We start from the raw sequence: 14,387 nt of genomic DNA, 5'->3' as shown, positions 1-14,387 counted from the left end.
CCGCCGAGGTCAGAGGCTCGGCGTGAAGCCGAACACCCGGCCGAGGAACGCGAGTTCGCGTTCCAGCGCGTCGACGATCGTCTCCGCACTGCGGAATCCATGCCCCTCGCCCGGGTACAGCACATACTCGTGGTCGATGCCGTTCGCCGCCAGGGCGTCGCGGATGGCCTCGGACTGGGACGGCGGCACGACGCGGTCCTCCCCGCCCTGCAGCAGCAGCACCGGCACGTCGATGCGGTCGGCGTGCGTCAGCGGTGAGCGCTCGATGTACACGTGCTCGGCAGCGGGGAGCGGACCGACGAGGCCGTCGAGGTACGACGCCTCGAAGTCATGGGTCTCGGCGGCGAGCATCCGCAGATCCGCGACGCCGTAGCGGCTGATGCCGGCGGCGAACGTCCCGCCGCGCACGAGCGCCGAGAGCACCGTCCAGCCGCCGGCCGAGCCGCCGCGGATGGCGATGCGCGCGGGGTCGGCGAGCCCGGCGTCCGCGAGCCCGCGGGCGGCCGCGATCACGTCGTCCACGTCGACGACGCCCCACTGCCCCTGCAGGCGGTCGCGGTACGCCCGGCCGTAACCGGTGGACCCGCCGTAGTTCACGTCGAGCACCCCGATTCCCCGGCTCGTGAAGAACGCGACCGAGGCGGAGGCCGCTCCCGTGACGTGGGCGGTCGGCCCGCCGTGCACGAGCACGATGTAGGGCGGGAGCTCGCCGTCGGCGCCGCGGGGCTCTCCGGGCGCGGCGGGCGGATACGCGAAAGCGTGCACGGGGCCGTGCGCACCTTCCACGACGAGCTGCTGGGCCGCCGGCATCCACTCCTCATCGACCGGAGCGCCGCCGGTGACGGTCTCGACGGCCCCGCTGTCCACGTCGACGCACCAGATGCCGGAGGTCACGCGTGAGCCGTCGCCGCTGAGCAGGACGCGGGAGCCCGAGACGTCATCCACGCTGAGATGCCCGTCGCCCGGGACCGTGATCGCGCGCGTCTCGCCGTCCGGGGACACGAGCTGCACCTCGTCGCGGCCGTCGGTGCGCACGGCCACGACGCGGCCGTCCGCCAGCGGCTGGAACCAGCGGTTGCCGAGCACCCACAGGCCGTAGCCGGTGTCCGCGTCGGACGAGGTCAGGGGGTGGGAGGCGCCGGGCTGCAGGCCGTCGAGCGCGAGATGCTGGAGCTGCCAGCGTCCCGAGGCGTCATCGGCGAACACGAGGGCGTCGTCGCCGGTCCATTCCGGCTGCAGGGCGGCGGAGGTGGGCACCCGGGTGATCGTCCCGCCGGCCGCCGATCCGATCGCGAGCGTGGCGCTCTCCCAGGGCATGCTGTCCGCCTGCCACTCGACCCAGGCGACGCGGCTGCCGTCGGGCGAGAGCGCGGGGTGGGCGAAGAAGCCGGGACCCTCGACGACCACCCGGATCGCGGAGGCGTCCTCGGCGGCTGAGCCGTCCACGGGGAGCTCCACGATCGCGCGGCGGTGCGGGTCGGTCGAGAGGTCTTCCCTGACCGCCAACAGCCGGCCGCTCTGCACGCGCAGTCCGCCGTACGAAGGGCCGGCGGCGGTGAGGGGACTCGGCTCGGCATCTCGATCCATCCGGTGCACGCGCTGGTCGGCGCCGGAGACGAAGTACAGGGTGTCGCCATCGACGGTCCAGGCGCCGCCCCCGTACTCGTGCACGCGGGAGCGGGCGTTCCAGGGGGCCGGGAGGATCTCCGTGCCCGTCGAGCTGCGTATCGTCACCCTTCCGCCTTCCGCGGGCACGGACTCGGCCCACCACACCTCGTCGCCGACGAAGCGGGCCCCGTCGATGCGCGGCGCCGCTCCTGCGACGGCTGCGGCGGTGAAGGGGGAGGACCAGGAACCGAACGGTGAGGACATGCCTCGAGCCTATGGGCGGTGACACACGACGTCACACTCGTGCGGCGGGCCGAGGCCGTGTTCTAGGTTTCTGGAAACGCCCGGTCCATCCCGGGCGTGGAGCGACAGCCGAGCCCGGCACCCGCCCGCGAACGACGTGCTCTTCGTCGTGCGCGGACCCCGGCCCCTGTCCCCTGGAGAGAAGATGTCTTCCACGTTCGACACCGCTCGCGCCTCCCGCGTGCCGTTCTCGTTCGAGCTCTACCCGCCGCGCTCGGAGTCGAGCCAGGAGGCCCTGCACGAGACGGTCCGTCGCCTCGCCGCAGCCGGCCCGGAGTTCCTGTCGGTGACCTACGGCGCCGGCGGCTCGACCGGTGGCCGGTCGCTCGATGTGCTGCGCTTCATCCGCGAGCACACCGACGTCGAACCCCTCGCTCATCTCACGTGCGTCGGCAACACCTACGCCGGAGCCACCGCGCTCATCCGGGAGTTCCTCGACGCCGGGATCCTCCGCTTCCTCGCCCTGCGCGGAGACCCGCCCGCGGGACAGAGCGAGCCCTTCCTGGGCGACCTGGAGAGCGCCGCCCAGCTCGTGCAGCTCATCGATCGCGTCCAGGCCGAACGCGCGCCGTATCAGGAGTCTCCGGTCCCCGGTCTCCCCGGAGCCGCGCTCGTGGCCCCCCGGCAGAAGGTCGACATCGCGGTCGCCGCCTTCCCGAAGGGGCACCCCCGGGCCACGCACCGCACGCAGGATGTCGAGGCGCTGCTCGCCAAGCAGGCCGCGGGCGCGACCTTCGCCATCACGCAGCTCTTCTTCCACCCCGATGACTACCTCGCCTTCGTGGAGCGCGCCCGCGCCGGAGGTGTCACCATCCCGATCCTCCCCGGCATCATGCCGATCACGTCGCCGACCCGGCTGGCCCGGGTGCTGGAGCTGACCGGGGAGGACCTGCCCAGCGAGCTCTCGATCGCCCTCGATGTCGAGCCGACCGCCGAAGGGCGCCGGGAGATCGGGATCTCCTGGGCCGCGCGCCTCGCCGCCGACGTCGTCGCGGGCGGGGCCCCCGGCGTGCATCTGTACGCGTTCAACCAGCACGAGACCGTCCTGACCGTCCTCGCCGAAGCCGGCATCGTCCCGGCGCTCCGGCATTAGTCCCCGCCGAAAGGAAACACCATGACCGCATTCCCCGAGGGCACCATCCTCGGCTACCCCCGCATCGGCCGTCGCCGCGAGCTCAAGAAGGCCGTCGAGGCGTTCTGGGCCGGGCGCATCGACGAGCAGGAGCTGGAGCGGACGGCCGCGGAGTTGCGCGCGACGACCCGCGAGCGCCTGGCGGGGCTCGGCCTCGGCCGCGCGGACTCGTCCATCCCCGAGTCCTTCTCCTTCTACGACCAGGTCCTCGACGCCGCCGTCACGGTCGGCGCGATCCCCGCCCGCTTCGACGACCTCCGCGAGGCCGACGGGTCGATCGGCCTCTCTGCCCTGTTCACCGTCGCCCGCGGTGAGGGCGAGCGGGCGCCGCTGGAGATGACGAAGTGGTTCGACTCGAACTACCACTACCTCGTTCCGGAGATCGGTCCGGAGACGGTGTTCTCCCTCGCCAGCGACCGCCTGGTGCGCGAGGTCGCCGAGGCGGTCGCCGCCGGCTTCGTCACGCGTCCCGTGGTCGTCGGGCCGGTCACGCTGCTGGCGCTCGCGAAGGCCTCGGACGACGCGCCGGAGGGCTTCGAGCCGCTCTCGCGGCTGGATGACGTCCTGCCGGTCTATGTCGACCTGCTCGCCCGTCTGCGCGCCGCGGGCGCCGAGTGGGTGCAGCTCGACGAGCCCGCCCTCGTGAGCGAGTCCCTGCCGGCCACCACCGCACAGCTCGCCTCCGCCGCGGAGCGCGCGCTCGCGGTGCTCGGGAACGCCGAAGAGCGTCCCTCGATCCTCGTCGCGGCCCCGTACGCGAGCCTCGGCGCGACGTTCGCGACCGTGGCCGCCGCCCCCGTCGAGGCCATCGCCGTGGATCTCGTGCGCGGCACCGTGCCCGACGCGGTGCCGGGCCTCGAGGGCAAGACCCTCGTCGGCGGTGTGATCGACGGTCACAACATCTGGCGCGGCGACCTCTCCGCAGCGTTCGACTCTCTGGAGGCGCTCCGCGCGCTCGGGGTCCCGGTGTCGGCCTCGACTTCGACCTCGCTGCTGCACGTGCCGCACGACGTGGAGGACGAGACGGCGCTGGACGCGCGCCTGGTGTCCTGGCTCGCCTTCGCGGATCAGAAGGTGCAGCAGGTCGTGACCCTCGCCCGCGGCCTGTCCGAAGGGCGCACGGCGATCGCGGCCGAGCTGGACGCGGCGACCGCTGCGCTGCAGGACCGCCTGACCGCTCCCGGTGTGCGCGACGGTGCGGTGCGTTCTCGCGCGCTCAGCGACGCCGACTTCGCCCGGGCCCCGTACCAGGAGCGGGAGGAGGCGCAGAACGCCCTCGGTCTGCCGGCGCTGCCCCTGACGACGATCGGCTCCTTCCCGCAGACCGGCGACATCCGCCGCGCCCGCGCGCAGTTCCTCCGCGGCGAGATCCCCGAGGACGACTACGAGGAGTTCCTGCGCCGTGAGGTCGCCGCGGTCGTCTCCCTGCAGGAGGACCTCGGTCTCGACGTCCTCGTGCACGGCGAGCCGGAGCGCAACGACATGGTGCAGTACTTCGCTGAGCACCTCGACGGCTTCGCGGTCACGCAGCACGGCTGGGTGCAGTCGTACGGCTCGCGAGCGACGCGTCCATCGATCCTCTGGGGCGATGTCTCGCGTCCCGCGCCCATCACGGTCGCTTGGTCGGCGTACGCCCGGTCGCTCACGGCGAAGCACATGAAGGGGATGCTCACGGGCCCCGTCACGATCCTCGCGTGGTCCTTCGTCCGCGACGACCAGCCGCTGGAGCAGACGGCGAACCAGGTGGCGCTGGCGCTGCGCGATGAGATCGCCGATCTGGAGGCCGCGGGCATCCAGGTGATCCAGGTCGACGAGCCGGCGCTCCGGGAGCTGCTCCCGTTGAAGCAGGCCGACCAGCCGGCGTACCTCGACTGGTCTGTCGCCTCGTTCCGTCTGGCCACGGGCGGGGCTGCGGCGGCGACCCAGGTGCACACCCACCTCTGTTACTCGGAGTTCGGCGTGGTGATCGACGCGATCCGTGCGCTCGACGCGGACGTCACGTCCATCGAGGCGGCCCGGAGCCGCATGGAGGTCGTCGCGGACATCGCCGAGGTGGGCTTCGACCACGGCATCGGCCCCGGCGTGTACGACATCCACTCGCCGCGCGTGCCCACCGTGGAGGAGGTCGAGTCCCTGCTGCGGCGTGCGGTGGAGGAGATCCCCCTCCGTCAGCTCTGGGTGAACCCGGACTGCGGTCTGAAGACCCGCGGCTACGCCGAGACCACGGCGTCGCTGCGGAACATCGTCGAGGCCACGCGGCGCGTGCGCGAAGACGTGGTGGTCACCGCCTGACGCGGTCGTCCCCGGACACACGAAGGCCCTCCCGGTGCGACCGGGAGGGCCTTCGTTCTCGTCTCACCGACGATGCGGTGCCTCAGACGGCGCGCATGACCGCGACGACCTTGCCGAGCACGACCGCCTCGTCGCCCAGGATCGGCTCGAACGCGGAGTTGCGGGGGAGCAGCCACGTGTGGCCGTCGCGACGTCGGAGCACCTTGACGGTCGCCTCGCCGTCGAGCATCGCGGCCACGATCTCGCCGTTCTCCGCCGTGTTCTGCGAGCGCACGACGACCCAGTCGCCGTCGCAGATGGCGGCGTCGATCATCGACTCCCCGGACACCTTGAGCATGAAGAGGTCGCCCTTGCCGACGAGCTGCCGGGGGAGCGGGAAGATCTCTTCGACCTGCTGGTCCGCCGTGATCGGCACGCCCGCGGCGATCCGCCCGACCAGCGGCACGAGTGCAGCATCGCCGACAGGAGTCACCACATCCGCCGGGTTCTCCGCGCCGGTACCGGGGAGGTCGATGAGGACCTCCATCGCGCGAGTCTTGCCCGGGTCGCGCCGCAGGTAGCCGCTGAGCTCGAGCTGGCCGAGCTGGTGGGTGACGCTGGACAGCGACTTGAGCCCGACGGCGTCGCCGATCTCACGCATGCTCGGCGGATAGCCGTTCTGTGCGATCGAGGCCTGGATGACCTCGAGGATCGCCATCTGCTTCGGGCTGAGGTTCTTGCGACGACGGGTGCGCGGCGCCTCGGACTCGAGGGCTGAGGTGTCGCTCATGGTGCTCCTTCACTGCGTGATCCGACGTGCCGCTTCGAATGTCGGTGGCCCGTGGTGGGGTGTCCTTGTCGAAACCGTATCCGAGAAACGTGCCGATCTGGAAGATCTGTTCGAGCGTGTCGGGCGATTCGCGGGGCATGGTTTCGAAGACAGCTTGACAGATGTTCGAACTCGAAGATATCTTCGGAACGTAGCTTCGCATCCACGGCTCCCGGCCGAGGCGCGGATGCGAAAGCTACGCCAACCTCCCCGGGCTCCGGCGCCGGGACAGTAAGGAGCAGACATGAGCAGCATGAGCCTCAGTACCGCGACCGCCCTTCCGGCATCGGCCCGTCCGGCCACCCGGCTGCGGATCACGGCCCGCGGCCGCCGCACCCTGCTCGCGCTCGCCTCCGTCCCGCTCGCTGCGGGTATCGCCTTCGCCGCCATCGGTGGGGGCAGCGCGATCGCCTCCGGTGTAGACGCACCGGCCGTCTCCGTCGAGACCGTCACGGTCATGCCCGGTGACACGCTCTGGTCGATCGCGAGCAGCATCGCTCCCGCCGCCGACCCGCGGGATGTCATCGGCGAGATCAGCCGGATGAACCTCCTGCGCGGCGGTGAGCTCCAGGTCGGCCAGGAGCTCGCGCTCCCGGCACGGTACACCGACTGACGCGGAGTCCGAGGTCCTGCGTCCGGTCCCTGACGATCCGATCGTCACGATGACCTCGGCCCTCCGTGCTCCTCTTAAGATGGGAAGGGTGACCTTCTCCCTCAACGATCTCCCGCTCCGCGACGATCTGCGCGGACTCACCCCGTACGGCGCACCTCAGGCCCCGCTGCCGGTCGCCCTCAACGTCAACGAGAACACGCATCCTGTTCCCGACGAGGTCGCCAGCGACATCCTCGACGACATCGCGGTGGCGATCCGAGACGTGAACCGGTACCCGGACCGTGAGTTCACCACGCTGCGGGAGGCGTTCGCCGACTATCTGGGGCACGGCCTCACGTCGGAGCAGATCTGGGCGGGCAACGGATCCAACGAGGTGCTGCAGCACATCTTCCAGGCCTTCGGCGGACCGGGGCGCACGGCCTTCGGCTTCGGCCCCACGTACTCGATGTACCCGCTCATCGCGAAGGGGACCGGTGCGTCCTGGATCGCCGGCACCCGTCAGCCCGACTACACGGTCACCCCGGAGGAGGCGGCGGAGCAGGTGCGCGCGGCCGACCCCGACATCGTGATCCTCTGCTCGCCGAACAACCCGACCGGCACCCCGCTGGGGCTCGACGTGGTGGAGGCCGTCTACGAGGCGGCCCGCGGCGTCGTGATCGTCGACGAGGCCTACCAGGAGTTCGCGCCACGGGATGCGGCGTCGGCCCTCACCCTCCTGGAAGGACGGCCGCGGCTCGCCGTCTCCCGCACCATGAGCAAGGCCTTTGCCTTCGCCGGTGCCCGCGTCGGCTACCTCGCGGCCGATCCGGCGTTCATCGACGCGCTCCGGCTCGTGCGACTGCCGTACCACCTGAGCGCTCTGACGCAGGCCGCCGCGGTCGCCGCCCTCCGCAACGCCGACGTCATGCTCGGCATGGTGCAGGAGATCGTGGAGCAGCGTGACCGCATCACGGCGACGCTCGAAGCCCTCGGATACACCCCGCACCTCTCGTGGTCCAACTTCGTGCTGTTCGGCGGCGTCGCGGATCCGCAGGCGACGTGGCAGCAGCTGTACGACCGCGGCGTGCTCGTCCGCGACGTCGGCATCCCCGGCCACCTGCGCGTCAGCGCCGGCACCGAGGCGGAGACGACGGCGTTCCTGGATGCCCTGGCCTCGATAGGATCGGCATCATGACCATCCCCGCGCCCACCGCACGCACCGCGAGCCGCGTGCGCAGCACGTCGGAGTCCACCGTCGAGGTCGAGCTGAACCTCGACGGCACCGGTGCGAGCCGCATCGACACCTCGGTGCCGTTCTTCGACCACATGCTCACGGCGTTCGCCAAGCACTCGCTGACGGATCTCACCGTGCGGGCCTCCGGGGACACCCACATCGACGCCCACCACACCGTGGAGGACGTCTCGATCGTGCTCGGCCAGGCGATCCTGGCAGCCCTCGGAGACAAGTCCGGCATCTCCCGGTACGGCGACGCCCTCGTCCCGCTGGACGAGGCCCTGGCGCAGGCCGTCGTCGACATCTCCGGTCGCCCCTACCTCGTGCACGAGGGGGAGCCGGCCGGCTTCGAGCACCACCTGATCGGCGGGCACTTCACGGGATCACTCGTGCGGCACGTCTTCGAGGCCATCACCTTCAACGCCGCGCTGACCGTGCACGTCCGGGTGCTGGGCGGGCGCGACCCGCACCACATCGCCGAGGCCGAGTTCAAGGCGTTCGCGCGGGCGTTCCGTCAGGCGAAGGCGCTGGATCCCCTCGTCGACGGCATCCCATCCACCAAGGGAGCCTTGTGAGCGCCGCGCCCCGGGTCGCCGTCTTCGACTACGAGTCCGGCAACGTCCACTCCGCGGTCAAGGCCCTCGTCGCCGCGGGAGCCGACGCCGTCCTCACGCGCGACCGCGCCGAGGCGCTCGAGGCGGACGGGTTCGTCGTGCCCGGTGTCGGGGCCTTCCAGGCGGTGCGGGACGCTCTGCACGCCCACGGCGGCGACGAGATCATCGGCCGTCGTCTCGCGGGCGGCCGACCGGTCCTCGGCATCTGCGTCGGCATGCAGGTGCTCTTCGAGCACGGCGTCGAGCGGGGGCACGACACCGCGGGCCTCGGCGAGTGGCCGGGCGCAGTGACGGAACTCAACGCGCCCGTGCTGCCGCACATGGGCTGGAACACCGTCGAGCCGGGGAAGGACACCGTCCTGTTCCGCGGGATCGAGCAGGAGCGCTTCTACTTCGTGCACTCCTATGCGGCGCAGTCCTGGGAGCTCGACGTGATCCCGCCGTTCCCGCAGCCCGTGCTGACCTGGGCGGAGTACGGCGGCCCCTTCCTCGCGGCCGTCGAGAACGGCCCGCTCTCGGCGACGCAGTTCCACCCGGAGAAGTCCGGGGACGCCGGCATCCGGCTGCTCCGGAACTGGGTGCAGAGCCTCTGACCCCGAGCCGCGTCGGCGCCCGGCGTCACGCGGTTTGTCCCGCGCCCCGCGGCGGACTACCCTCGTCTCTCGTGCCCGCTCGGGCCGCAGACCCACCCGAACCAAGGACCCCATGAACGACTTCGCGCAGTCCCCCTCGCTCACGCTCCTTCCCGCGGTCGACGTCGCCGGCGGGAAGGCGGTCCGTCTCACCCAGGGGGAGGCCGGGACCGAGACGAGCTACGGCGACCCGCTCGACGCGGCAGGGGAGTGGGTCTCGCAGGGAGCCTCCTGGATCCACCTCGTCGATCTGGACGCGGCGTTCGGTCGCGGGAGCAACGCGCCGATCCTGCGCAAGGTCATCAAGCAGTTCAAGAACGTCAACGTCGAGCTCTCCGGCGGCATCCGGGACGACGCGAGCCTGGAAGCCGCGCTGGAGAGCGGTGCCGCGCGCATCAACCTCGGCACCGCCGCGCTGGAGAACCCCGAGTGGGCGGCCGACGTGATCAGCCGGTTCGGGGAGGCGATCGCCGTCGGCCTCGACGTCCGTGGCACGACGCTCGCCGCGCGGGGCTGGACGAAGGAGGGCGGCGACCTCTGGGAGGTGCTCGAGCGCCTCGAGGACGCCGGCTGCAGCCGCTACGTCGTCACCGACGTGACCAAGGACGGCACGCTGCGCGGTCCGAACCTCGAGCTCCTGCGCGAGGTGACCTCGCGCACGCCGAAGCCGGTCGTCGCGTCCGGTGGCATCTCGAACCTCGACGACATCGCCGCGCTGCGCGACCTCGTGCCCCTGGGCGTCGAGGGGGCCATCGTCGGCAAGGCTCTGTACGCGGGCGCCTTCACGCTCGCGGAGGCCCTGGATGTCGCCGGAGACTGACCCTCACGCCTGCGGCCCCGAGTCGCACAACCGGGCCGATTCCGCCGGCGTCCCCTGGGAGGGCCGCAGCTTCGAGTCGAACCCGCATGCGGCGGACGACGGCTCGGCGGACCCGGCTCTCCTCGCGGCGCTGCACCGTTTCCGTGCGGGCGAGGGGAGCCAGGCCGAGGTCGTCGACGCGTTCCGCTCCGCCCGGGTCCTCGTGCCCCTGATCGCGGAGAAGGGCGAGGAGGGGGTGGCGCCCAGCGGTCTCGCGGTGGACAAGACGCAGGAGCTCTCGATCGTCACCGTGGCCGCCCCGGACGGGCGCCGCGTCCAGCCGGTGTTCTCGTCGGTCGAGACGATGCAGCGCTGGGATCCGTCGGCACGCCCCATCCCGGTCGAGGCCGTCCGCGCGGCCCTGGCCGCGTCGTCGGAGGACACCGATCTCATCGTGCTGGACCCCACGTCCGACACCGAGTTCGTGATCCGCCGCCCCGCCGTCTGGGCCGTGGCGCAGGGACACGCGTGGGAGCCGAGCTTCCTCTCTCCCGAGGTCGTCACCGCCCTTCGGGAGAGCATCGCCCACGAGCTCGCCGTGATCGACGTCGCGGTCGCGCCGGGAGACCCGGACGCCCGGCTCCGCGGACCCGAGCTCATCGTCGTGCTGGAGCTCGTCGACGGCTTGGAGCGCGAGGTCCTGGATGCCGTGCTCGGACGGCTCGCCCAGCGCTGGGCCGCGGACGACCGCATCGCCGTCCTCGCCGACTCGCTGACGGTCAAGCTCCGCCGCAGCATCTGAGGCGGAGCTTCGGCCGGATCAGGTGACGGGACCGGTCCACTTCTCGCCCGGGCCCTTGCCGATCGGATCGGGGATGGTCGAGGCCTCGCGGAAGGCGAGCTGCAGCGACCGGAGGCCGTCGCGCAGCGAGCGGGCGTGCATGTCGCTGATCTCCGGGGCGCCGGCGGTGATGAGCCCTGCCAAGGCGTTGATGAGCTTCCGTGCCTCATCGAGGTCGAGCTGGGCCGCGGCTTCGGGGTCGTCCGCCAGGCCGAGCTTCACGGCCGCGGCGCTCATGAGGTGCACGGCGGCGGTCGTGATCACCTCGACGGCGGGGACGTCGGCGATGTCACGGACGGCCGAGGAGGCTGCCTCCTCCTGCCGAGCCCATCGCTCCTCGCGCTCGCGGGCCGCCTCGTCCGATGCCTGGTTCGTCACTTCGCCTTGCTTTCTGTTAGACTTTGGCGGGCTCCGGAGCGTCATGCTCCGGAACGAAAGAGGATTCACTTCCCACCCGCGCTTGCCGTTCCAGGCTACCGGGTCTTGCGCTCCGCCGGCTCCGCTCGTCACGAGAGGGCCGGTAGACAGGGTGCGAAGCCGGTATCTGAACGCCGGCGGGTGGGGGACGACTCCGATTTCGCCCGGGATGCAGACCGCATCACGGTGGCCGAATCACATCGTCTAAGGAGCTCCGCATCAGCGATCCCCGTACCAATGAGCGCATCCGCGTCCCCGAGGTCCGCCTCGTCGGCCCCGCGGGTGAGCAGATCGGCGTTGTCCGCATCGAGGCAGCGCTGCGTCTCGCCCAGGAAGCCGATCTCGACCTCGTCGAGGTCGCCCCGAACTCGAAGCCGCCCGTCGTCAAGATCATGGACTACGGCAAGTTCAAGTACGAGGCCGCGCAGAAGGAAAAGGAAGCGCGTCGCAACCAGGCGAACACGATCCTCAAGGAAGTCCGCTTCCGTCTGAAGATCGAGGCGCACGACTACACGACGAAGCTCAAGCGCGCCGAGGGCTTCCTCAAGGCCGGCGACAAGGTCAAGGCCATGATCCTCTTCCGCGGTCGCGAGCAGTCGCGCCCGGAGCAGGGTGTCCGTCTGCTGCGCAAATTCGCCGAGGACGTCGCCGAGTTCGGCACGGTCGAGTCCAACCCGACCATCGACGGCCGCAACATGGTGATGGTCGTCGCGCCGCACAAGAGCAAGTCCGAGGCGAAGCAGGAGCAGAACGCCGTGCGCGCCGCGAACAAGCAGGCCGCGCGCGAGGCGAAGAACGACGCGGACGCCTCCGCGGACGCCAAGGCGGAGTAGGTCCGCCCCCAGAACTCCCGCACCGCGGGTTGACACCGTCGCCTGAGAAGGCGCCATACGAAGGAAGAGAAGATGCCGAAGCAGAAGACCCACTCGGGTGCTAAGAAGCGCTTCAAGATCACCGGCAGCGGCAAGCTGAAGAAGCAGCAGGCCGGGATGCGCCACAACCTCGAGCACAAGTCGAGCCGTCGCACCCGTCGTCTGAACCAGGACCAGGTGCTCGCGAAGGCGGACTTCAAGGTCGCGAAGAAGCTTCTCGGTCGCTGACGCGCCCGATCGCAGGATAGGAACACAGGAAAATGGCAAGAGTCAAGCGGGCGGTCAACGCCCACAAGAAGCGTCGGGTCATCCTCGAGCGCGCCTCCGGCTACCGCGGTCAGCGTTCGCGCCTCTACCGGAAGGCCAAGGAGCAGGTCATCCACTCCCTGGTCTACTCGTACCGGGACCGTCGCAAGCGCAAGGGCGACTTCCGTCGTCTGTGGATCCAGCGCATTAACGCTGCGGCCCGCCAGAACGGCATGACGTACAACCGCTTCATCCAGGGTCTGGGCCTCGCGGGTGTCACGGTCGACCGTCGCATGCTCGCCGACCTCGCGGTGAACGACGCCGCGACGTTCACGACGCTGGTCGAGACGGCGAAGAAGGCTCTGCCCTCCGACGTCAACGCGCCGAAGTCCGCGGCGTAAGCATCTCGCTTCCGAACGGGCGTCTTCCTCCGGGAAGGCGCCCGTTCCGCGTATCCGGGCGGTGTCGGGCTGACCGTAGACTGAGTTCGTGCTGGAGAACCCCCGTTCCCCCCGAGTCCGTGCCGTCGCCAAGCTGACCAAGCGCAGCGCCCGCACCGAGACCGGTCTTTTCCTGCTGGAAGGTCCGCAGTCCGTCCGCGAGGCCCTGACGTACCGCCCCGAAGCGATCGTCGAGCTCTTCGCGACCCCGCACGGCTGGGAGAAGCACGCGGACATCCGCGCCGCCGCCGCGGAGGCGGACGTCGACGTCGAGTACGTGAGCGAGGACGTCCTCCACGCGATGGCCGACACGGTGACCCCGCAGGGGCTCGTCGCGGTCGTCCGTCAGACGCCGACCTCGGTGCGGGACATCTTCGATGCGGCACCGCGTCTCGTCGCGATCTGCGAGGAGGTGCGCGACCCTGGCAACCTCGGCACCATCATCCGGGCCGCCGACGCCGCCGGCGCCGATGCCGTCGTGCTCACCGGTCGCACGGTCGATCCGTACAACCCCAAGGTGGTGCGGGCGACGACCGGCTCGCTCTTCCACCTTCCGGTCTCGGTGGGCGGTGAGCTCGACGAGGTCGTCCGACGGGCACACGATGCGGGCCTGCAGATCCTCGCGGCGGACGTGAAGGGGGACGACCTCCTCGCGGCACGCGCCGACGGCGTGCTGGGCGAGCCGACCGCCTGGCTGTTCGGCAACGAGGCGCGCGGGCTCGAGGATGAGGCGCTGACGCAGGCCGACCGTGTCCTCCGGTTGCCGATCTTCGGGCGCGCCGAATCGCTCAACCTGGCCACCGCGGCGAGTGTCTGCCTGTATGAGAGCGCGTTCGCCCAACGCGCGGCCTCCACCGGCTGACCCGGCGAAGAACGGGACGCGGGATGCGGATACTGATCGTCGAGGACGACGAGCGGGTGGCGGGGGCCTTGCAGGCCTTCCTCGCGCGCTCGGGCTATGCCACCGTGCATGCGGCCGACGGGGCCGCGGCGCTGGAGCACCTCGATGCCGACACCGAGGTGGTGCTGCTCGACCTCGGGCTGCCGGATGTCGACGGCATCGACCTCTGCCGCCGCATCCGCGGGCGCTCCGACGTGCCGATCGTCATCGTCACCGCGCGTAACCAGGTCGCCGAGCGCATCAAGGGACTGCGCGCCGGTGCCGACGACTTCGTGGTGAAGCCCTACGACGTGCACGAGCTCCTGGCGCGGATCGAGGCGGTCACCCGGCGATCGCGGCCGCTGCGGACGGAGCCGGACACCCGCGTGCTGCTGCATGGCGGCGCGGTGCAGATCGACCTCGTCGCGCGGGAGGTGCAGGTCGGCGGGGTGCCGCTGGCGCTCACCCGCAAGGAGTTCGACATCGTGGGCGTGCTCGCGCGGTATCCGGGTGTCGCGGTGCCGAAGGAGCGCCTCATCCGCGAGGTCTGGAACACCGATTGGCGTGGCTTCGGCCACTCCCTCGAGGTGCACGTGGCGGCCATCCGGAAGAAGAGCGGCGATCGCGCGTTCATCGAGACCGTGCGCGGCGTCGGCTACCGGCTCGCGGGGTCCTGA

16 protein-coding genes are annotated in these 14,387 nt (G+C 71.0%); 13 read left to right on the top strand and 3 right to left on the bottom strand.

Features of this window, described 5'->3' with window-relative positions:
- Positions 1–9 precede the first annotated feature (9 nt).
- The gene (locus C6C15_RS11420; RefSeq protein WP_105950153.1) at positions 10–1,872 is read right to left on the bottom strand and encodes a S9 family peptidase; all 1,863 of its coding nucleotides are present in this window, start codon (positions 1,870–1,872) and stop codon (positions 10–12) included.
- Between the two features lie 184 nt (positions 1,873–2,056).
- Between C6C15_RS11420 and C6C15_RS11415 the strand changes: the two genes are divergently transcribed.
- Entirely contained in the window at positions 2,057–3,004 is a 948-nt protein-coding gene (locus C6C15_RS11415) for a methylenetetrahydrofolate reductase (protein ID WP_105950152.1), read from the top strand.
- A gap of 21 nt (positions 3,005–3,025) precedes the next feature.
- A complete protein-coding gene (gene metE, locus C6C15_RS11410; protein ID WP_105950151.1) occupies positions 3,026–5,335 on the top strand; it encodes a 5-methyltetrahydropteroyltriglutamate--homocysteine S-methyltransferase in 2,310 nt (769 codons plus the stop codon).
- A gap of 82 nt (positions 5,336–5,417) precedes the next feature.
- Here the strand turns inward: metE and lexA are convergent, their stop codons facing one another.
- Positions 5,418–6,104 (bottom strand): transcriptional repressor LexA, encoded by a 687-nt coding sequence (gene lexA / locus C6C15_RS11405; protein ID WP_060922521.1) that lies wholly within the window; start codon positions 6,102–6,104, stop codon positions 5,418–5,420.
- Between the two features lie 283 nt (positions 6,105–6,387).
- Here lexA and C6C15_RS11400 point away from each other — a divergent pair, with 283 nt between their 5' ends.
- The 6 genes from C6C15_RS11400 (at position 6,388) to C6C15_RS11375 (ending at position 10,816) form a co-directional block, all read left to right on the top strand.
- Positions 6,388–6,756, top strand: a complete 369-nt coding sequence (locus tag C6C15_RS11400; protein ID WP_082750078.1) for a LysM peptidoglycan-binding domain-containing protein — start codon at positions 6,388–6,390, stop codon at positions 6,754–6,756.
- A gap of 79 nt (positions 6,757–6,835) precedes the next feature.
- A complete protein-coding gene (locus C6C15_RS11395; RefSeq protein ID WP_199787653.1) occupies positions 6,836–7,930 on the top strand; it encodes a histidinol-phosphate transaminase in 1,095 nt (364 codons plus the stop codon).
- Entirely contained in the window at positions 7,927–8,544 is a 618-nt protein-coding gene (hisB, locus tag C6C15_RS11390) for an imidazoleglycerol-phosphate dehydratase HisB (RefSeq protein ID WP_060922523.1), read from the top strand. Before C6C15_RS11395 ends, hisB begins: the two co-directional genes overlap by 4 nt.
- Positions 8,541–9,176 (top strand): imidazole glycerol phosphate synthase subunit HisH, encoded by a 636-nt coding sequence (hisH, locus tag C6C15_RS11385; RefSeq protein WP_060922524.1) that lies wholly within the window; start codon positions 8,541–8,543, stop codon positions 9,174–9,176. The genes hisB and hisH overlap by 4 nt, the downstream gene beginning before the upstream one ends.
- Before the next feature lie 112 nt (positions 9,177–9,288).
- Positions 9,289–10,035, top strand: a complete 747-nt coding sequence (priA, locus tag C6C15_RS11380; RefSeq protein WP_025105284.1) for a bifunctional 1-(5-phosphoribosyl)-5-((5-phosphoribosylamino)methylideneamino)imidazole-4-carboxamide isomerase/phosphoribosylanthranilate isomerase PriA — start codon at positions 9,289–9,291, stop codon at positions 10,033–10,035.
- The gene (locus C6C15_RS11375) at positions 10,019–10,816 is read left to right on the top strand and encodes an SseB family protein (protein WP_060922525.1); all 798 of its coding nucleotides are present in this window, start codon (positions 10,019–10,021) and stop codon (positions 10,814–10,816) included. Before priA ends, C6C15_RS11375 begins: the two co-directional genes overlap by 17 nt.
- A gap of 18 nt (positions 10,817–10,834) precedes the next feature.
- Here the strand turns inward: C6C15_RS11375 and C6C15_RS11370 are convergent, their stop codons facing one another.
- Positions 10,835–11,233: a DUF1844 domain-containing protein gene (locus tag C6C15_RS11370; protein ID WP_060922526.1), complete on the bottom strand. Its 399-nt coding sequence runs from the start codon at positions 11,231–11,233 to the stop codon at positions 10,835–10,837.
- Positions 11,234–11,490: 257 nt separating this feature from the next.
- On the opposite strand from C6C15_RS11370, the gene infC reads away from it, so the two are divergent.
- The 5 genes from infC to C6C15_RS11345 all read left to right on the top strand — a co-directional run bounded on the left by infC (position 11,491) and on the right by C6C15_RS11345 (position 14,387).
- Positions 11,491–12,105 carry a translation initiation factor IF-3 gene (infC, locus tag C6C15_RS11365; RefSeq protein WP_105950149.1) on the top strand — a complete coding sequence of 205 codons (615 nt, stop codon included), beginning with the start codon at positions 11,491–11,493 and terminating at the stop codon, positions 12,103–12,105.
- Positions 12,106–12,177: 72 nt separating this feature from the next.
- Entirely contained in the window at positions 12,178–12,372 is a 195-nt protein-coding gene (gene rpmI, locus C6C15_RS11360; protein ID WP_025105280.1) for a 50S ribosomal protein L35, read from the top strand.
- Positions 12,373–12,404: 32 nt separating this feature from the next.
- Complete coding sequence (gene rplT, locus C6C15_RS11355) at positions 12,405–12,791, top strand: 50S ribosomal protein L20 (protein WP_017202428.1); 387 nt, start codon at positions 12,405–12,407, stop codon at positions 12,789–12,791.
- A gap of 88 nt (positions 12,792–12,879) precedes the next feature.
- Positions 12,880–13,692 (top strand): TrmH family RNA methyltransferase, encoded by an 813-nt coding sequence (locus tag C6C15_RS11350; protein WP_060922527.1) that lies wholly within the window; start codon positions 12,880–12,882, stop codon positions 13,690–13,692.
- A gap of 23 nt (positions 13,693–13,715) precedes the next feature.
- A complete protein-coding gene (locus tag C6C15_RS11345) occupies positions 13,716–14,387 on the top strand; it encodes a response regulator transcription factor (protein WP_105950148.1) in 672 nt (223 codons plus the stop codon).

Source organism: Microbacterium sp. str. 'China' (genome assembly GCF_002993305.1).
GTDB classification, from domain to species: Bacteria; Actinomycetota; Actinomycetes; order Actinomycetales; family Microbacteriaceae; genus Microbacterium; species Microbacterium paraoxydans.
Note: the sequence above shows the minus strand (reverse complement) of the source record. Positions and strands in the feature narration are given on the sequence as shown.